This window comes from Streptomyces sp. NPDC048171 (assembly GCF_043202655.1).
Taxonomy (GTDB): Bacteria; Actinomycetota; Actinomycetes; order Streptomycetales; family Streptomycetaceae; genus Streptomyces.
Genome location: NZ_JBIDAU010000007.1, coordinates 83,139 through 100,939, shown reverse-complemented (window position 1 = coordinate 100,939; position 17,801 = coordinate 83,139). Strand labels below are relative to the sequence as shown.

Below are 17,801 nucleotides of genomic sequence, written 5' to 3'. Positions count from 1 at the left end.
CCCGTCACGCCGGGTTGTCGCCGTGGGTGAGGGTCTCCCAGGCGACGAAGAGGTTGTTCGATCCGGACGGGCGGGTGCGCTCGGTCAGGGCCTGGGTGTTGTCCATGGCGTGGCCGAGGCGGTTGTGCAGGGCGTTGTAGCCGACCTCGGTGACCGGGCCGAGCCCCAGGTGCACGGAGCCCCCGCACAGCGAGCCCGGGACCGCGGCGCCCTGCTCGTACTTGGCCTGGAAGCCGAGGGCGTGCCGCAGCCGCTCGCCCACGTCGGTGCCGTACAGGTCCTGCCCCTGGATCCGGCTGGTCTCGGCGACGTGCGCGATGGACGAGATGCCGTACCCGGTGTGGGTGAAGTCCCGGCAGGTCTCCTGGGTGAGGCCGGTGACGAAGGTGGACTGGCCCTGCCAGTACTTGACGACCTTGTCCCGCGTGTTGAGGTTCTGGCTCGGCACGGTCTTGGGCAGGTCCCCGTCGGAGGCCAGGTACACGTACGCGGCCGTGCGGGTGCGGAACTTGGCCATGGCCTTGTCGTACGACGCCTTGTCCTCCAGGAAGACGGAGATGCCGACGGCGGCCTCCATCATCGTCAGCTCCCAGTTGCCGTTGGAGTTGGAGCCGTTGATGATCTCGGGCAGATAGACGTTGCGGAGCATGGTGGCGAAGCGGCCGGAGTTGGCCCACGAGCCGGTGTACGTGTACTTGATGATCTCCGCGGCCTTGGGCCAGGACGAGCCGGCCCAGCCGGTCTGGAGCGGGGCGTTGCTGTTGGTGTGGTCCCGGATCACCGCGGACCAGGCGTCCATCAGCTCGATCGCCTTGCGGGCGTAGCGCTCGTCGCGGGTCAGGTACCAGGCCAGCGCGTTGGTGTAGGCCGCGATCGCGTCCTCGCGCTCGTCGGTGCAGCCGATGTTGGGGTTCGAGTAGGAACCGCACTCGACCACCGCGCGGGGCTTGGGCACGCGGTTCAGGTCGGCGTACCTGCTCCTCATCATCTGGTCGAACGCGCCCTTCCAGGGCTGGGCTCCGGCCTGCACCTTGGCGCGGGCGAAGTCGAGCTGGCCCTCGGAGACGGTGACTCCGGGGTGGGTGAACGCGGCCGGTGCGGCCTGCGCGCGAGGAGCGGCCGGGCCGGGTCCCGCCAGGAGGGTGCCGGCCAGCGCGGCGGTGAGGGCCGTGAGGAGGACGGCTCGGGATCTGCGGTGGCGAGGTGTGGAAGCAGAGGACATGTGGGGGGTCCATCCGTTCGTCTATGTGAACGCTGAGTGTTGTTCTGAACGTTCGACTGCGCGGTGACGATAGGTAGAGACCAATGGGTCGTCAAGGGGCCGCGCAGGGAGTCCTGGAGGACCGCCGGCCGACGCCGAACCGGTGGCGTGGGGCGAACACTATGAACGCAATGATCGAAGGGGTGGCCCCGGCCGCGGCGGATTCCTAGCATCCCGGCTCGCAGCGCAACTTCGCGCCGGCACGCAGCACGTACAGGAGCCGCACCTTGACCAGATCCGACGCTCCCCCGCTCGTCACCCGGACGGCGCACCGCCGAAGCCGTCCGGCGGTGGTGGCGGCCGCCCTCACGGCCGTCCTCCTCGGCACCCTCGGCAACGTGTCGGCCGCCCCCGCGCGGGCGGCCGAACGGCCCGTGGCCGCCGACTGCCCGCCCGCCCTGGCCGAGAAGGCGTCGTGCTACACCGGCCGGGACGCCAACGGGGCGTACTACACGATGGCCGTGCCGAAGGACTGGAACGGCTCCCTCGTCGTGCACGCGCACGGCGGCCCCGACCTCGGCGACGCCTCCGACCCGGCCCGCAGCACCGAGGACCTGGAGCGGTGGGCGGTGATGGTCGACGAGGGGTACGCGTGGGCCGCGTCCGCCTACCGGCGCGGCGGCTACGGCGCCCGGATGGCCGCCGCGGACACCGAGAACGTACGCCGCCTGTTCACCGAGGAGTTCGGCCGGCCGGAACGGACCTACCTGCACGGCCAGTCCTGGGGCGGCAACGTCGCCGCCAAGGTCGCGGAGACCTACGGCCGGCGGCATGGCGTGTACGACGGGGTGCTGCTCACCAACGGCGTCCTCGGCGGCGGTTCGCGCGGCTACGACTACCGCGTGGACCTGCGGGTCATCTACCAGTACTACTGCCACAACCACCCGCGCCCGACCGAGCCGCAGTACCCGTTGTGGCAGGGCCTGCGCCCCGGCTCCACGATGACGAGCGCCGGGCTCGCCGCCCGTCTCCAGGAGTGCACCGGCCACGAGTCCGCCCCGGCCGACCGGACCGCCCTCCAGCAGCGCAACCTCGACGACATCCTCGCCGTCACCCGCATCCCCGAGCGCACCCTGGAGTCGCATCTGAAGTTCGCCACGTTCACGTTCCGGGACATCGTGTCGAACCGGCTCGACGGGCGGAACCCGTGGGGCAACCGCGGTGTGCGGTACTCCGGTTCGCACGACGACAAGGCGCTCAACGCGGGTGTGGAACGCTTCTCGGCCGACCCCGCCGCACGCCGCGACCTCTCCTACGACAGCGACCTCACCGGCCGCGTCGACCTGCCCGTCCTCACCCTGCACGCCATCGACGACCCGACGGCCTTCGTGGAGCACGAGGCGGCCTACCGGGCCACTCTCCGGGGCGCCGGCCGGGGCGGGAACCTCGTCCAGACCTTCACGAAGGAGTCCGAGCACAGTTCGCTGAGCGACTCCGAGTACGCCGGCTCCATCGCCGCGCTGGACACCTGGGCACGCACGGGCCGCAAGCCCGGCGCGCGCTCGATCGCGGCCTCCTGCGCCACCTTCGACGCGACCTACGGCGAGGGCTGCTTCTACGACCCCGGCTTCCGCCCGTCGCCGTACGCCTCCCGGGTGCGTCCCCGGCCCGGCGGACTCCACTGGCCCGCCATGACCGCGGGCCAGGAGCGGGCGTGGAGCAGGATCGACGGTGTGGGGATCGCCCCCTAGGCCCCGCCCCGGGGGACCTGCCCCCGCTCCGTCAGCACCGCGCGGATCACGTGGCGGGCGTTGCCCGCCATCGCCGGGTTGGTCTTCCGGTAGTACGGCAGCGCGATCAGTGCCTGGGAGAGGGTCCGGCCCCGGCCGCGCCGCCAGGTCGCGTCGTCGACGCCGAGCGTCTCCCGGAAGACCTCCCGGGCGCCCGCGGGCAGCAGGTTCCACGCCGGGAACAGGTCGCAGGCCGGATCGCCCACTCCCGCGCACCCGAAGTCGATGACCGCGGTGAGTCGGCCGCCCTCGACCAGCAGGTTGCCGGGCATCAGGTCGGCGTGCAGCCAGACGGGCGGCCCGTCCCAGGCCGGCGCCCGCAGCGCGTCCTGCCACACGGCTGCCAGCGCGTCGCAGTCGACGTCCTCCTCGGGCAGGCCGCGCAGATCATCAAGGGCGGTCCGCGTCGCCGCGTCCAGCGTGGCGAGCGGGCCGCCGCGGTGTGCCCCGGGAGCGCCGGACAGGGAGACGGTGCGCATCGCCGAGACGAACCCGGCCAGATCACCCGCCAGCGCCACGGGATCGGTCAGCGCCCCCGCCTCCGGGATCTTCCCTGGCAGCCACCGGTACACCGACCACGGCCACGGGTAACCCTCGGCGGGCTCACCGTGGCCGAGCACCTCGGGCACGGCGGCGGGGAGCAGGGGCGACAGCCGGGGCAGCCAGTGCCGTTCGGCCGTCACGTCCGCCACGCCGCCCTCGAGGAGCGGCAGTCGGACGACCATGTCGCCGCCCAGCCGGTACATCGCGTTGACCGTGCCACCGGACGGAAAGCGCTCGACGGGCAGCCCCGCCCAGTGCGGGAACTGCCCGTCGACCAGCCGCCGCACCAGACGCTCGTCGAGGGGGTACGCGTCCACGTGCATCTGCCCTGAACTCATGGGCCACATCCGACCCTTCGGCGCGGACGGCCGTCAAACGCTTTCCGGGCCGGTGCCGACAGCGCTGCCGGCGCCGGCCCGGAAGGTGAATCAGACGCCGAACTCCGTCGGCGAGATGCCCAGCGCGGTGCACGCCTCGCGGATCGCCTGCTGCTCGGACGGCTCGAAGACGCCGTCGGCCCCGGCCACCACCATGCCGGTCTGGACGACCGCGCGCGCCTCCTGCGGCTTCTTGGCGGCCTTGGCGATCACCTGGAGCGCCTCGGTCTTGCCCAGCTGGAAGTTGGCCAGAAGCTTGTCCACGTGCTGGTTGAACCGCTGGCGGAGCTGGTCCGCCGGGAAGTTCTGCAGCACCTCGTTGGAGACGATCAGCTCCTCCACGCGCTGCCGCTCCGCCGGCTCCACCTGGCCGTCGGCCGCGGCGACCAGCGCGCACATGGCCATGCTCGCGTCCCGGTAGGAACCGCTCTTGAGTTCGGTCTTGACCGAGGCGAGCTGGGACTTGAACAGCCCCATCAGCTGGGCCTTGGAGCCGCCGGAGGACGAGCCCGTCCCGCCGGGCTGCTGGTGCCCCTGCGCGCCGTGTCCCGATCCGGTCGCTCCCCGAGTGCCCTGGGACTGCTGGAAGGTCTTGGCCTGGTCCTTGATCTTGTCCCACATCGCCACTCGTGCCACCTCGGCTTCTGTTGCTGCTTGTCGGTCATGGTTCCCGGCCGCGATCTCTCGCGGTCGTCAGCATCAACGCCTTCCGGGACCACAGGGTTCCCGGAAGGCAAAGACAGAGCAAAGAGCCTACCGGTGCCGTAGTAGGCTGCGCGACCAGGAGTTGCCGTTTCGGTCGGCCGGGTGGAGGCGTGAGTGTGGCTCGGCTGAAGGGGGCGCCGGTCGCCGAGGCCGCCGGACCGCCCCGTGCTCCCGCCGCCCGGCGGAGGGTGTGGTCGCGCGAGGTCGGCTGGTTCGTCGCGATCGGCGTCGTCTCGACCGCCGGACAGGCGGCGTTGTACTGGGCGCTGCGCCTGTGGTGGCCCCCGGCCGTCGCCAACCTGGTCTCCCTGCTGGTTCTCACCGTGCTCAACACGGAGGCCAACCGACGCCTGACGTTCCGGCACGCCGACGCCGGACCGGTCCGTGCCCATCTGGGGGCCGGCGGGCTCTTCCTGCTCGGCTACCTGGTCACGTCCGGCGCCGTGCTGTGGTTCCGGCACGAGCAGCCGGCCGCCTCGCCCGCCGCGGAGACCGCGGTCCTCGCCGCCACGTCCGTCGTCGTCACCGTGGTGCGCTTCCTGGTGCTGCGGCTCGCCGTCTTCCGGGGCCGCGCCCGCCGCTGACCTGCTGGGTCACCAACAGGTGCCCCGGTCACCAAAAAGTGCGTTCTTCCATGTCACGGGTCACTCTCCTACGGTTCCCGAGTAACCACTGGAGAGCACGGGCAAGGAGAGAGCAGCCATGGCCATCACGCTGGTGAACCCCGCGGACCTGCCGGAGGTCGACGTCTACCGGCAGGTGTCGGTCGCCTCCGGCACGAGGCTGGTGTTCGTCGCCGGACAGGTCGCCTGGAACGCCGACGGCACCACCGTCGGCGAGGGCGACCTCGCCGCGCAGGTCGAGCAGTGCTACGTCAACGTCGGCACCGCCCTCGCCGCGGCCGGCGCCACCTTCGCCGACGTCGCGAAACTGAACGTCCACGTCGTCGACTGGACCCCCGACAAGATGCCCCTGCTCCTCGAGGGCATCGCCCGCGCCGCCGCCAGACTGGGCACGACCCCGGCCGCACCGGCCACCCTGCTGGGCGTCGCGGCGCTGGACGTGCCCGAGCACCTGGTCGAGGTGGAGGCCACGGCGGTCGTCGACTGAAGCGGACCGGGACGGGTGACGCGACCGGTCAGCCGTACGTGACCCGGTCCATCAGCCCCTGCAAGTAGAGCCCGCGCCGGGCGTCCACCGGAGTCGGTGTGCCGGTGCGGACCGCGGTGGCGAAGTCGTGGCGCAGGATCGGCCAGCACTCCTCGTGGTCGATGCCTGCCGTGTCGTAGACCAGCGGCCGGTCCGGCCCGAACAGCTCGACGCGGGTGAGCGCTTGGGGGACGGACACCGAGCCGGACAGGGAGGCCTGGCTGACGGCGCCGTTCTCGTGCGTGCAGGTCAACTCGGTCCAGCGACGCGGGTCGCCGGTGGCGCGGATGGACGTGATGGGGCCGACCGAGGCGTCCAGCAGGTCGAGGAGGTGCGGGCCGAGGTCGAGCAGGGCGCCGTGCTCCAGGCGCCAGCCGGTGGCGAACTCGCCGCCCAGGAAGGCGCCGTGGAGGTAGCAGGAGCGTGCCCCGGTCGCCTCGAAGGACCGCGCGGCCTCGAGGAAGGCGCGGGTGGCCGGGTGGTAGCGCTTGGTCAGCACCAGCTGCGAGACGACACCGGCGTCGGCCACGGCGTCGGCGACGCGGCGGGCCGCGGACAGGTCGGGGCCGAGCGGCTTCTCCAGCAGCAGCGCCTTGCCCCGCTTCGCCGCCAGGGGCGCCAGCTCGGCCTGGACGGCGGGCGGTACGGCGAACGCCACGGCCTCGCAGTGGTCCAGCAACTCCTCGAAACCGGCGGCGACATGGGCGGCGTAGGGTGCGGCGGCTTCACGGGCCGCCTCGGTGCGGCGGGCCCAGACCGCGGCGAGCCGGGTCTCCGGCCCGGCGGCCAGTACCCGGGCGTGCATGGCGCGGGCCCAGGGGCCGGCGCCCACGAGCCCGACCTCGACGGGCCGGTCGGTCCAGGGGGCGGGGACAGCGTTCACGGTGTTCCTGTCTTCGGGGGGTACGACACACGGGAGTACGGCACACGGGGGCACGGCGGTGTGGTCACGGCGCCGGGCTCACGGTGCGAGGTGTTCGAGCCGGGCGTCGGCGCCGGCGGGGGAGTAGAGGTGCTCCACGACCATGGCGGCGGCCCCGACGAGCCCCGCGTGGTCGCCGAGCCGCGAGGTGACGACCTGGAGGCCGGCCGTGGCGCGGGGCATGGCCCGCTGGTAGACCAGCTCCCGCACCCCGGTCAGGAAGGGCACCCCGGACAGCTCGCCGGCGATCATGAGCACCCCGGGGTTGAGCAGGGTCACGACGGTCACCAGGACCTCGCCCACCCGGCGTCCCGCCTCCCGGGCCAGCCGGACCGCGTCCGGATGCCCCTCGTTGAGCAGCCGCCGCACGTCCCGGCCCGACGTGGTGTCGAGGCCGAGGGCGGACAGCTCCTTGGCGATGGCCCGGCCACTGGCGACGGCCGCGAGGCAGCCGTGGGAGCCGCACATGCACAGCGCGTCGGACCGGTCGTGCAGCCGGATGTGCCCGATGTCCCCGGCGCCGCCGTCGATACCGCGGTAGAGGCTGTCCCCGATGACCACCCCCGCGCCGATGCCGGTGGACACCTTCAGCAGGACGAACGAGGCGCAGTCCCGGTGGTTGGCCTGGTACTCGGCCAGCGCCATCAGGTTGGCGTCGTTGTCCACGAGCACCGGCACCGCGTGCGCCGCCGGGTCCAGGCCCGTCTTCGCGGCGTACGCCTTCTGGAGCCGTTCCCTGATGGGGTACCGGTCCCAGCCCGGCATGATCGGCGGCTCGATCACCTGCCCGGACTCCCAGTCGACCGGGCCCGGCACCGACAGTCCGATGCCCGCCACGTGGGAGGCCGGGATCCCGGCCGCCGCGATGAGATCCGGGAACCACTCGGCCAGCCGGTCCAGGACGTGTTCGGGCCCTTCGGCGACGTCCAGCGGAGCGGTGTGCTCGGCCAGGATGGTGCCCGCCAGGTCGAGCACGGCGGCCCGGGCGTGCCGGGTCTCCAGGTCGAAGGCGATCACCGAGGCGTGGCCCGGTTCGAACACGATCCGGTGGGAGGGGCGGCCGCCGGTGGAACTGCCCGTGGCGTGGCGCAGCCACCCCGCGCGGTTGAGCAGGTCGAGGCGCTGTCCGACGGTGGAGCGGGACAGCCCGGTCGCCTGCTGGAGGTCGGCGCGGGTGTTGGCGCGGCCGCTGCGGATCAGCTGCAGCAGCGCACCCGCGCTGGCCTGACTTGACGTCATCATGGAGTCCCCCACGGCTCAGCTCTTGTCGGCGCCGCTGGTCAGCCCCTCGGTGAGCAGGCGTTCGGCGGCGAAGAACAGAAGTACCACGGGGATCGTCAGCACCACGGAACCGGCCATCAGCACGGTCTTGGGCACCTCGATGCCGTTGGACAGCTGCGCCAGTCCCAGGGATACGGTCCACTGGCCGGGGTCGGCGGCCAGGAACAGCAGCGCGAACAGGAACTCGTTCCAGGCGATCATGAAGACGTAGAGCCCGGTCGCCATCAGCGAGGGCAGCGCGAGCGGCAGGATCACCTTGCGGACGGTCTGCAGCCGGGAGCACCCGTCGAGCGCCGCCGCCTCCTCGATCGAGGCCGGGATGGTGACGAGGTAGTTCTTCAGCATGTAGATCGACACCGGCACGGTCTGGGCGACGTAGACGACGGCGAGGCCGACCAGGCTGGAGGAGAGCCCGATCCGGGCGAAGATGACGAAGAGCGGGACCGCCAGCAGCGTGGCCGGGAACAGGTAGACGGCCAGGAAGAGCGCGCTGACCTGGCGGTGGCCGAAGAACTTCAGGCGGCTGATCGCGTAGGCGCCGGGCACCGCCGCCACCAGGGTGAGCACCACCGTGCCGAGGGAGACCAGGGCGGAGTTGCGCAGGAACTTCAGGAAGCCCTGGCCGCCGTCGGAGCTGGAGCGCAGCACGTCCTGGTAGGTGGAGAGGGTGAAGTCCTTCGCCGAGATCCACAGGGATCCGGGGTCGAGCAGGAGCGCGTCGATGGGCTTCAGCGACAGCAGCACCATGTAGTAGAACGGCAGCAGGGTGATCACCGCGAGGAACGCGATGACGAACCAGCGCAGTACGCCGAAGAACCGCTCCTCGAACTGGGCCCGGGACAGGGCCGCCTTGCGCGTCACGCTTCCTCCTGGACCTTGTTGCCGAAGAACTTGAAGTAGAAGCCCAGCAGGATCATCAGCGAGACGGCCAGGACGAGCGCCTGGGCGGCCGCGGCTCCCACGTCGTAGCGGGCGGTGAGGAAGTCGTAGACGCGCACGGCGGCCACGTCGGTGCCGGCGCCGCCGCCGGTGAGCAGGTACACGTCGTCGAACTTGTTGAACGTCATGATGAACCGCAGGACGCACAGCAGCGCGATGACCGGCATCAGCTGGGGCAGCAGCACGTGCCGGAACCGCTGGGTCGGGGTGGCCCCGTCGACCAGCGCGGCCTCTTCCAAGGTGTCGGGCACCGCCTGCAGCCGCGCCAGGATGAACAGGAACGCGAACGGGAAGTAGCGCCAGCACTCGAAGACGATGACGGTCAGCAGCGCCAGCGGGATGTCGAAGTGCAGGCCCAGAAGGTGGACTTCGTACTCCCGGGTGGACAGGAAGGCGATCGGGTCGTCCCAGCCGAACAACCGCTTGCCCCAGTCGTTGACCACGCCGTACTGGGGGCTGAGCGCGACCTCCCAGACGAAGGCCACGGCGACCACGGGTGCGACGTAGGGCAGCAGCATCGCAGCGCGCAGCAGCCCGCGTCCCTTGAACGGCTTGCGCAGCGCGAGCGCGGCGATCAGGCCGAGGACGACGGAGCCGGCGGTGGAGCCGGCCGTGTACAGCAGGGTGGTGCCCAGGCTGGACCAGAAGCCGGCCGAGTCGAAGACCTGCGCGAAGTTGTCCAGGGACCAGTTGCCGAACAGGCTCATGCCCTGGATGTCGACGAGCCGGGCCTTCTGGAAGGCGAGCAGCACGGTCCAGGCGATGGGCAGCACGACCACCACGAGGACGACGAGGAAGGTGGGGGAGACGAACGCGAGTCCCGCCCGGTTGGCCCGCCGGCTGGCGGTCATCGGCCGGCGGCCCGACGGGGCGGACCGGTCGGTGGACCGGGGGCTGGAGTCCCGGCGCTGCGGTGCGCCGGCTGGAGCTGTAGTCATGTGGGACCTTCGTGAGGTGCAGGCGGGCGGCTACTGCAAGGACTTCTTCAGGGCGGCGACCTCTTCGTCGGCGTCGCGCGCCGCCTCGGACGGCGAGCTCTGGCCGCTGGTCATGGCGCCCACCGCCTTCGGGACGGGCAGTTCGCCGTTGGTGGCCCCGACGAGGGCTCCCTCGCCCTGGGAGATGCCCCAGCGGCGCATGTTGCTGACGCCGTCGGCGAGCTGGTCCAGCAGGCTGTCGGGGAAGACCTCGTCCAGCGGCTTGCGGGTGTCGACGCCGATCTCGCTGTGGCGCCACGATTCGAGGTAGCGCCGAGGGTCGGCGGCCGTGCCCTTGCGGACCGGGATCTTGCCCTCGGGCGCCATGCCGAACCAGGACTCGTAGCCGGTGCCCATCATGTACTCGATGAACTCGCGGGACGCCGCGGTCTCGGCGGTCTTGGTGGTCACCCAGGACGTGATCTCGCCGAACTGGGCCGCCTCCTCGGCGTCGGGGCCCTTCATCGCGGTGACGATGCCGCTGTTGTCCGACAGGTACTGGGGGTCCTTCGCGCACTGGGGGCAGCTCGGCAGGGCGTCCTTGCGCAGGCCGGCCAGTTCGTCGAGCAGGAACGAGGACCAGACGACCATCGAGGAGCGGCCGGCGAAGTAGGTGGCCCGGGTGGAGTCCACGGTCTGGGTGCCGGGCGCCCCGTAGGTGCGGGCCAGTCGGTCGTAGGTGCGGAAGGCGGTCTCGCACTGCGGGGAGTCGAGGGCGACCTCGTGACGGTCGTCGACCAGTTGGCAGTCGTTGGCGAGGGCGACGCTCTCGAAGCTCTGCGAGGTGAAGACGTCGCTGGGGTCGGTGGCCGCCGAGATGCCGTCGTGGCCCCTGGTGGTCAGCGCCTTGGCGGCGGCCAGCGTCTTCGCGTACGTGTCGGGCGCCGGCAGGCCCTTCTGCGCCAGCTGGTCCTTGCGGTAGACCAGCAACTGCAGCCAGGCGTCGGAGGGCACACCGAGGCTGGTGGCGCCGTCGGAGGTCAGCTCCAGCGCGTTGGCGTTGAAGGTGTCCCGGCCGAGTTCGCCGACGATCCGCTTCGGGATGTCGGTGTTCAGCAGGCCGTTGGTGTACATCTGCCAGACCTGGCCCATGGGGGCGGCGCCGATGACGTCGGGCAGCGTGCCCGAGGCCGCCGCCGACATGATCAGCTGCGGCATCTGGGCCTCGTCGACCCCGACGAGTTCGACCTTGATCCCGGTCTTCTTCTCGAAGCCGTCGACGACCTTCCGCGTCGCCGCGACACGGTCGGGGAGGTTCTCCTGGGTCCAGACCGTGATCTCACGGTCCGGCTTGCCGGGCCCGGTGCTGCCCGCGCAGCCCGAGAGCAGCCCCACTCCCAGGGCCGCCGTGACGCCGACCGCGGTCGTCCTCGACCGCAGGGTCCTGATGCGCATTGAGTGTCCTCGTTCCGGCTTATGTCTGCTCGCCACGCATCACAGCATCACTTTTGCTTGTTGACAAGACATAAGTTGCGGATATTGTCGACGCAACAGCATCAGCAACCCTTCCGGAGCCCTCCGTGTCATCCGTGTCACCGAAGTCCGCAGCGTCGCCCGTGCCGTCCACCGAGCGGGTCGTCCAGTTCACCGGCCCCCGCCAGGTCGAGGTCGCCGAGCACGCCAGGGCCGAACTGCCGCCCGGCCACCTGCGGGTCCGCACCCGGTACTCGGGCATCTCGGCGGGCACCGAACTCACCGCCTACCGCGGCACCAACCCGTATCTGACCCGGACCTGGGACCCCGAGGCGCGGCTCTTCCGCGACGGCGCGCCCGGCATCGAGTACCCGGTGGCCGGCTGGGGCTACTCCGAGGTCGGCGAGGTCGTCGAGGTCTCCCCGGAGCTGGCCGGCACCCCCGGCCTGCCGACCGCCGGCGACCTGGTGTGGGGCATCTGGGGCCACCGCAGCGAGGGCATCGTGCCCGCCGAGCGCATGATCGGCCACACCCTCCCGGCCGGCCTCGAACCCCTGGCCGGCGCCTTCGCCCGGGTCGGTGCCATCGCCTACAACGCCGTCCTGGCCGGTGACATCCACCTCGGCGAGGACGTCGCCGTCTTCGGGCAGGGCGTCATCGGCCTGCTCACCACCCGGCTCGCCCGGCTCAGCGGCGCCCGTGTCACCGCCGTGGACGCCCTCGACGGCCGCCTGGAGACCGCGAAGCGGTACGGCGCCCAGCACACCCTCAACGCCCGCACCGACGCCGTCGCCGAACGCGTCCGCGAGGCCACCGGCGGCCTCGGCGCCGACCTCGCCATCGAGATCAGCGGCGCCTACCCGGCCCTGCACGAGGCGCTGCGCTCGGTCGCCGCCGGCGGGCGGGTGGTGGCCTCCGGCTTCTACCAGGGCGACGGCATCGGCCTGCGGCTCGGCGACGAGTTTCACCACAACCGGGTCCAGCTGATCTGCTCCCAGATCGGCGGCGTCCCGCCGCAGCTCTCCAACCGCTGGACCGTCGACCGCCTCCAGCAGACCTTCCTGCGCCTGGTCGCCGAGGGCCAGGTCGACGTCGACGCCCTGGTGAGCCACGTCGTCCCCGCCGCCGACGCGGCCGACGCCTACGTACTGCTGGACGAGCGGCCCGCCGAGGCGCTGCAGGTCGTCCTGGAATTCTGAGACCCGCTCCTTCGCGACCGGTATTTTCCGAAAGGCCCCCCATGCTCAAGACCGCCGTCCAGGAACAGCTGCTGCCCGGGGACACCCTCCAGGCCAAGTGGGACTTCGCCCGGCAGGCCGGATACGACGCGATCGAACTGCGCGGCAAGGGCGACTTCCACTTCGCCTCCCGCCTCGGTGAACTGAAGCAGGCCCGCGAGGACGGTGTCGTCATGCCGACCGTCTGCGTCGACATGCTGCACTTCCTGGGCGCCTTCGACGAGGACGTCCGCCGCGACGCCGTCGCCCAGATGAAGTCCCAGCTCACCGTCATCGCCGAGATCGGCGGCGTGGGCGCCCAGACGCCCGCCTCGTACGGCATGTTCTCCCGCCGGCTGCCGCCCTTCGAGCCGCCGCGCACCGAGGAGGAGGACCGCGAGGTGCTCCTCGCCGGTCTCACCGAACTCGGCCAGCACGCCCGCAAGGAGGGCGTCACGCTCTTCCTGGAGCCGCTCAACCGCTACGAGGACCACATGGTCAACCGGCTCGACCAGGCCGCCGACCTGATCCGCGCCGTCGGCCTCGACTCGGTCCGGATCGGCATCGACAGCTACCACATGAACATCGAGGAGACCGACCCCGCCGCCGCGATCGTCGCGCACGCCGACGTCATCGGCCACGCCCAGGTCTCCGACTCCAACCGCTTCCAGCCCGGCGCCGGACACCTTGACTGGCCCGCCTGGCTCGGCGCCCTGCACACCATCGGCTACGACGGCCACCTCGCCCTCGAATGCCGGCTGACCGGCGACCCCCTGGACGCCGTGCGCTCCGTCCCCGGCTTCCTCGCGAGGTCCGGCGCGTGAACTCCCCCGACCTCCTGGACCGGCCCGCGCCCGCCGCGCCCGCAGACCTGACCCTGCGGCGCGGCGCGGCGCGGGTCCTCCTCGACAACTGGACCGGCGCGTCCACCGTCCCCTCCCGCACCCTCTACCCGCACCAGTGGAGCTGGGACTCCGCCTTCGTCGCCATCGGGCTGCGCCACCTGTCGGTGCGCCGCGCCCAGCGCGAACTGGAGTCCCTGCTGGCCGCGCAGTGGGCGGACGGCCGCGTCCCGCACATCGTCTTCAACCCCGCACTGCCGCACGACGCCTACTTCCCGAGCCCCGACTTCTGGCAGTCCTCCCGGGCCGGCCGCGCCGCGGGCGCACCGTCGGCCGCCGAGACCTCGGGCATCGTCCAGCCGCCCGTGCACGCCCTGGCGGCCTGGCTGGTGCACCGCGCCGACCCGGACGAGTCCCGCCGCCGCGGCTTCCTCGCCCGCGTCCAGCCGCGCCTCGCCGCCTGGCACGACTACCTCCTCGACCGCCGCGACCTCGGCGGCGGCGGCCTCGCGGCCGTCGTGCACCCGTGGGAACCCGGCATGGACAACAGCCCCTGCTGGGACCGGGCGCTCCAGCGGATCGAGCCCAGCCCGCCCGGCACCTTCCGGCGCGCCGACCTCGACCACGGCCACCCCGCCGACCGGCCCACCGACCTCGACTACGGCCGCTACGTGCGGCTGGCCACCGAGTACCGGGAGGCCGGCTACGACGACCGGACGGCACCCCACCGGTTCGCCGTGGAGGACCCGTCCTTCAACGCGCTGCTGGCCGTGAGTGAACTGGCGCTCGCCGCCATGTCACGCGAACTGGGCCGGCCGGGGGAGCGGCACACGGAGCGGGCCGCCGCACTGACGCGGGCGCTCGTGGACCGGCTGTGGGACGCGGAGGCCGGGCTGTTCCGCGTCCGCGACCTGCACACCGGCACGCACGTCGACGAGCGGAGCGTCAGCGGCCTGGTCCCGCTGCTCGTCCCGCACCTGCCCGAGGACGTCGTCCGGAGCCTGCACGCCACGCTGACCGGGCCGCACTTCCGCGCCCCGGCCACCCGGCTGGTCCCGAGCTACGACCTGACCGGCCCCGCCTTCGACCCCACCCGGTACTGGCGCGGCCCCGCCTGGTTCAACACGGCCTGGCTGATCGAGCGGGGACTGCGCACCCACGGCCTGCGGCAGGACGCCGAGGTGCTGCGCGCCGACTTCCTCGCCCGGGCCGGAGACTCGGGGTTCGCCGAGTACGTCGACCCCGGCACCGGCGCGGCCCGCGGCACCCGGCACTTCTCCTGGACCGCCGCCCTCACCCTCGACCTGCTGAGCCCCGGCCCGGCGGCGGACCACCCGACCGGGTCCGACCCGACGGGACACGATCTGACGGAGGCCCAGTCATGACCACGGCCGAGACCCGCGTCCAACTCGTGCGCGACGCCACCTTCGTACGGCTCGGCACCGACGGCGGGATCACCGGCACCCGCGGCACGGCCCCGGACGGCCTGTTCTTCCAGGACGCCCGGCACCTGAGCCGCTGGCGGCTCACCGTCGACGGCACCGAGCCGGTCGTCCTGGTACCCGCCACGGCGGACGGCGACGACACGGCCGCCTGCGTCCTGACCCCCGAGGGCACCCGGGACCACCCGCCCGCCTACACCGTCTTCAGGCGGCAGAGCGTCACCGCGGGCGCGTTCACCGAGCATCTGACCCTGGTCAGCAACCGCCCCGACCCCGTGACCGCCCACGTCGAGCTGACCGTCGGCGCCGACTTCGCCGACCTCTTCGAACTCCGCGCCGACGACCGCCACTACGCCAAGCCCGGCGCCGGGTACGAGACCCACGACCGCGCCGACGGGCCGGTCTTCACCTACCGGCGGGACGCATGGCACGCCCGTACCGAACTCACCTGCCGCCCCGCACCCGACACGGCCGGATCCGCCGAGCCGCAAGGGGACGCCACCGTCCGGACCCTGTCCTGGCGGCTGCCGCTCGACGCGCACGGACGGGCGGAGGTGCGGCTGACCGCCCGTGCCCACCCGCACGGACACACCGCGCCCACCCCCTCCGCCCCCGCCACCGGCCAACGGCACCCGCACCACCGGGCGTCCGCGCCGGACGACCTCACCCGCACCTGTGAACGCGGACTGGCCGACCTCGACCTGCTGACCATCCCGGTCACCGGCGTCGACGGCGAGCACCTACGCGTCCCCGCCGCGGGAATCCCGTGGTTCATGACCCTGTTCGGGCGCGACTCGCTGCTGACCTCGTACTTCCTGCTGCCGTACCGGCCCGCGACGGCGGCCGCCGTGCTGAGCGCGCTCGCCGCCGTCCAGGGCGAGCGCCACGACGCCTTCAGCGGCGAGCAGCCCGGACGCATCGTCCACGAGACCCGGCACGGCGAACTCGCCCACTTCCGGCAGGTCCCCTACGGCCGCTACTACGGCGCCGTCGACGCCACCCCGCTCTTCTTGGTGCTGCTCCACGCCCACCACGAGACGACCGGCGACCGCACCCTCGCCGTCCGCCTGGAGCACCACGCCCGGCGGGCCGTCGACTGGATGCTCACCGACGGCGGCCTCGAACGGCACGGCTACCTCGTCTACACCCCCGACCCGAACGGCCTCGTCAACCAGAACTGGAAGGACTCCGAGGGCGCCGTCTGCTTCGCCGACGGAACCCAGGCAGGGGGGCCGATCGCGGTCTCGGAGGCGCAGGGCTACGCCTACGACGCGCTCCTGCGCACCGCCGAACTCGCCGCCGGCGTCTGGGGCGACGAACCCTACGCGCGCCGCCTGCGGGAGACGGCCGCGGGGCTGCGCGCACGCTTCGCTGCGGACTTCTGGATGCCCGGCGCCGACTTCCCGGCCCTCGCCCTGGACGGCGACGGCCGCCAGGTCGACGCGCTGGCCTCGGACGCCGGGCATCTGCTGTGGTCCGGCATCCTCGACGAGGACCGCGCCCGCCGGGTGGGCAGGCGGCTGCTGGAGCCGGACTTCTTCTCCGGCTGGGCCATCCGCACCCTGGCCGCCGGGCAGCGCCCGTACCACCCGCTCTCCTACCACCGGGGCAGCGCCTGGCCGCACGACAACGCGGTCGTCGCGCTGGGCCTGGCCCGCCAGGGACTCGCGGACGAGGTGCGCACCGTCGCCGACGGCCTGATCGCGGCGGCGTCCCACCACGGCCACCGGCTGCCCGAGGTCCTGGCCGGCTACGACCGCGCCGCGACCCCGGCACCGGTCCCGTACCCCCACTCCTGCTCCCCGCAGGCCTGGGCGGCGGCCACCCCGCTGGCCCTGCGGACCGCGCTGGGAGAGGGGCCGCTCAGCCCCTGACGGGCGCCGCCGTGCTCGCGCGGACGACGAGGCGCGGTTCCACCGACGCCGGTTCGGGCACCGTCTCGGGGGCGGCGATGTAGCGCAGCAGGTGGGCGACGGCGAGTTCGCCCATCTGCGCGAAGGGCTGGGCGACGGTGGTCAGGGGCGGTGCGCAGTACTCCGCCAGCTCGATGTCGTCGACGCCCACCACGGAGATGTCCTCCGGGACGCGCCGCCCCAGTTCGCGCAGGGCCCGCACGACGCCGAACGCCATCTCGTCGCTCGCCACGAACACCGCCGTCGCGTCCGGGATCCGGCCCAGGACCAGGCCGCCCCGGTACCCCGAGGCGGGCGACCAGTCGCCCTCCAGGGGTGGTGGCACCGCGCGCCCGGCGGCCTCCAGCGTGGTCCGCCAGCCCTCCCGTCTGCTGGCGGCCTCCAGCCACTGCTCCGGGCCCGCGAGGTGCCAGACGGTCTCGTGGCCCAGGTCCAGGAGATGCCGGGTGGCCAGCCGGGCCGCCAGGGACTGGTCCACGGCGACGACCTCCGTGGCGTCGGTGCGCGAACCGTCGATGGTGAGCGTGGGCGTGGCACGGGTCAGCTCTTCGAGCCGCGGGCTCGTGTGGATCAGCGGCACCGACAGGATGATGCCCTCCACGCCCTGGTCGGTGAGCCGGGACAGCGCGTCCTCGATGGCGGAGGTGTCCAGCGAGGCGGTGGTCGCGGTGCTCACCGTGTATCCGGCGGCCTGCGCGGCGCCCTCGATGCCCGAGGTGACCAGGGCGCGTGAGTAGAACGTGGTGCGGAGGGTGACCACGCCGATCGTGCGGCTGCGCCCGGAGGAGAGCATGCGGGCCGCGTTGTTGCGCCGGTACCCGAGCCTGGCCACCGCGGCCATGACGTCGGCCCGCGTCTTCTCCCGCACGTGCGGATGGCCCGAGAGCACCCGCGACACCGTCTGCGCGGACACCCCGGCGGCGCGGGCCACGTCGGTCATCCCCGGCGGCCGTCGCCCGCCGTCGCCCTGTTGCTTCGTCATGCGGTCCTTCCTCGGATGCCTCCTGGTCGATGGTATCGCTGACATGGGCAGCCACCCGCTGTTTCCAGGGCCTCGGGACGCGCTCGTCCAACCTGTTGGCATCGATAA

General features: G+C 72.6%; 16 protein-coding genes. 7 read left to right on the top strand and 9 right to left on the bottom strand.

The window, feature by feature from the left end; genetic code table 11:
• Window positions 1–4: 4 nt before the first annotated feature.
• Window positions 5–1,222 carry an alginate lyase family protein gene (locus ACGF3J_RS20475; protein ID WP_161328214.1) on the bottom strand — a complete coding sequence of 406 codons (1,218 nt, stop codon included), beginning with the start codon at window positions 1,220–1,222 and terminating at the stop codon, window positions 5–7.
• Window positions 1,223–1,488: 266 nt separating this feature from the next.
• Between ACGF3J_RS20475 and ACGF3J_RS20470 the strand changes: the two genes are divergently transcribed.
• Window positions 1,489–2,952: a S9 family peptidase gene (locus ACGF3J_RS20470; RefSeq protein WP_161328213.1), complete on the top strand. Its 1,464-nt coding sequence runs from the start codon at window positions 1,489–1,491 to the stop codon at window positions 2,950–2,952.
• Here ACGF3J_RS20470 and ACGF3J_RS20465 read toward each other — a convergent pair.
• Window positions 2,949–3,872 carry an aminoglycoside phosphotransferase family protein gene (locus ACGF3J_RS20465; protein WP_161328212.1) on the bottom strand — a complete coding sequence of 308 codons (924 nt, stop codon included), beginning with the start codon at window positions 3,870–3,872 and terminating at the stop codon, window positions 2,949–2,951. The genes ACGF3J_RS20470 and ACGF3J_RS20465 overlap by 4 nt on opposite strands.
• Before the next feature lie 90 nt (window positions 3,873–3,962).
• A complete protein-coding gene (locus ACGF3J_RS20460; RefSeq protein ID WP_122617782.1) occupies window positions 3,963–4,538 on the bottom strand; it encodes a tellurite resistance TerB family protein in 576 nt (191 codons plus the stop codon).
• Window positions 4,539–4,732: 194 nt separating this feature from the next.
• Here ACGF3J_RS20460 and ACGF3J_RS20455 point away from each other — a divergent pair, with 194 nt between their 5' ends.
• Both ACGF3J_RS20455 and ACGF3J_RS20450 read left to right on the top strand, forming a co-directional pair.
• Window positions 4,733–5,200, top strand: a complete 468-nt coding sequence (locus ACGF3J_RS20455; protein ID WP_346346072.1) for a GtrA family protein — start codon at window positions 4,733–4,735, stop codon at window positions 5,198–5,200.
• 118 nt (window positions 5,201–5,318) lie between these two features.
• A complete protein-coding gene (locus ACGF3J_RS20450; RefSeq protein ID WP_161328211.1) occupies window positions 5,319–5,726 on the top strand; it encodes a RidA family protein in 408 nt (135 codons plus the stop codon).
• A 28-nt stretch (window positions 5,727–5,754) separates the two neighbouring features.
• On the opposite strand, the gene ACGF3J_RS20445 is transcribed toward ACGF3J_RS20450, so the two are convergent.
• The 5 genes from ACGF3J_RS20445 to ACGF3J_RS20425 all read right to left on the bottom strand — a co-directional run bounded on the left by ACGF3J_RS20445 (window position 5,755) and on the right by ACGF3J_RS20425 (window position 11,279).
• Window positions 5,755–6,648 carry a Gfo/Idh/MocA family oxidoreductase gene (locus ACGF3J_RS20445; protein ID WP_161328210.1) on the bottom strand — a complete coding sequence of 298 codons (894 nt, stop codon included), beginning with the start codon at window positions 6,646–6,648 and terminating at the stop codon, window positions 5,755–5,757.
• A 78-nt stretch (window positions 6,649–6,726) separates the two neighbouring features.
• On the bottom strand, window positions 6,727–7,926 hold the full coding sequence (locus ACGF3J_RS20440; RefSeq protein WP_393854524.1) for an ROK family protein: 1,200 nt from the start codon (window positions 7,924–7,926) through the stop codon (window positions 6,727–6,729).
• Between the two features lie 18 nt (window positions 7,927–7,944).
• Window positions 7,945–8,829 (bottom strand): carbohydrate ABC transporter permease, encoded by an 885-nt coding sequence (locus ACGF3J_RS20435; protein WP_161331459.1) that lies wholly within the window; start codon window positions 8,827–8,829, stop codon window positions 7,945–7,947.
• Entirely contained in the window at window positions 8,826–9,845 is a 1,020-nt protein-coding gene (locus tag ACGF3J_RS20430) for a carbohydrate ABC transporter permease (protein WP_161331458.1), read from the bottom strand. Before ACGF3J_RS20430 ends, ACGF3J_RS20435 begins: the two co-directional genes overlap by 4 nt.
• 30 nt (window positions 9,846–9,875) lie before the next feature.
• Window positions 9,876–11,279: an ABC transporter substrate-binding protein gene (locus ACGF3J_RS20425; protein WP_161331457.1), complete on the bottom strand. Its 1,404-nt coding sequence runs from the start codon at window positions 11,277–11,279 to the stop codon at window positions 9,876–9,878.
• 134 nt (window positions 11,280–11,413) lie between these two features.
• Between ACGF3J_RS20425 and ACGF3J_RS20420 the strand changes: the two genes are divergently transcribed.
• From ACGF3J_RS20420 to ACGF3J_RS20405, 4 genes are read left to right on the top strand one after another with little or no spacing between them, the layout of a single operon-like run.
• A complete protein-coding gene (locus ACGF3J_RS20420; RefSeq protein WP_161331456.1) occupies window positions 11,414–12,496 on the top strand; it encodes a zinc-binding alcohol dehydrogenase in 1,083 nt (360 codons plus the stop codon).
• Between the two features lie 41 nt (window positions 12,497–12,537).
• On the top strand, window positions 12,538–13,338 hold the full coding sequence (locus ACGF3J_RS20415; protein ID WP_161331455.1) for a sugar phosphate isomerase/epimerase family protein: 801 nt from the start codon (window positions 12,538–12,540) through the stop codon (window positions 13,336–13,338).
• Window positions 13,335–14,741 carry a trehalase family glycosidase gene (locus tag ACGF3J_RS20410; protein WP_393854447.1) on the top strand — a complete coding sequence of 469 codons (1,407 nt, stop codon included), beginning with the start codon at window positions 13,335–13,337 and terminating at the stop codon, window positions 14,739–14,741. Before ACGF3J_RS20415 ends, ACGF3J_RS20410 begins: the two co-directional genes overlap by 4 nt.
• Complete coding sequence (locus ACGF3J_RS20405) at window positions 14,738–16,672, top strand: glycogen debranching N-terminal domain-containing protein (RefSeq protein ID WP_393854446.1); 1,935 nt, start codon at window positions 14,738–14,740, stop codon at window positions 16,670–16,672. Before ACGF3J_RS20410 ends, ACGF3J_RS20405 begins: the two co-directional genes overlap by 4 nt.
• Here ACGF3J_RS20405 and ACGF3J_RS20400 read toward each other — a convergent pair.
• Window positions 16,662–17,693, bottom strand: coding sequence for a LacI family DNA-binding transcriptional regulator (locus ACGF3J_RS20400; RefSeq protein ID WP_161329877.1), 1,032 nt, complete (start codon window positions 17,691–17,693; stop codon window positions 16,662–16,664). The genes ACGF3J_RS20405 and ACGF3J_RS20400 overlap by 11 nt on opposite strands.
• Window positions 17,694–17,801 lie beyond the last annotated feature (108 nt).

Coding starts and splice junctions, on each gene's coding strand:
- ACGF3J_RS20475 (WP_161328214.1), bottom strand. CDS start 1,222: ATGTCCTCTGCTTCCACACCTCGCCACCGCAGATCCCGAGCCGTCCTC.
- ACGF3J_RS20465 (WP_161328212.1), bottom strand. CDS start 3,872: ATGAGTTCAGGGCAGATGCACGTGGACGCGTACCCCCTCGACGAGCGT.
- ACGF3J_RS20450 (WP_161328211.1), top strand. CDS start 5,319: ATGGCCATCACGCTGGTGAACCCCGCGGACCTGCCGGAGGTCGACGTC.
- ACGF3J_RS20440 (WP_393854524.1), bottom strand. CDS start 7,926: ATGACGTCAAGTCAGGCCAGCGCGGGTGCGCTGCTGCAGCTGATCCGC.
- ACGF3J_RS20430 (WP_161331458.1), bottom strand. CDS start 9,845: ATGACTACAGCTCCAGCCGGCGCACCGCAGCGCCGGGACTCCAGCCCC.
- ACGF3J_RS20425 (WP_161331457.1), bottom strand. CDS start 11,279: ATGCGCATCAGGACCCTGCGGTCGAGGACGACCGCGGTCGGCGTCACG.
- ACGF3J_RS20415 (WP_161331455.1), top strand. CDS start 12,538: ATGCTCAAGACCGCCGTCCAGGAACAGCTGCTGCCCGGGGACACCCTC.
- ACGF3J_RS20405 (WP_393854446.1), top strand. CDS start 14,738: ATGACCACGGCCGAGACCCGCGTCCAACTCGTGCGCGACGCCACCTTC.
- ACGF3J_RS20400 (WP_161329877.1), bottom strand. CDS start 17,693: ATGACGAAGCAACAGGGCGACGGCGGGCGACGGCCGCCGGGGATGACC.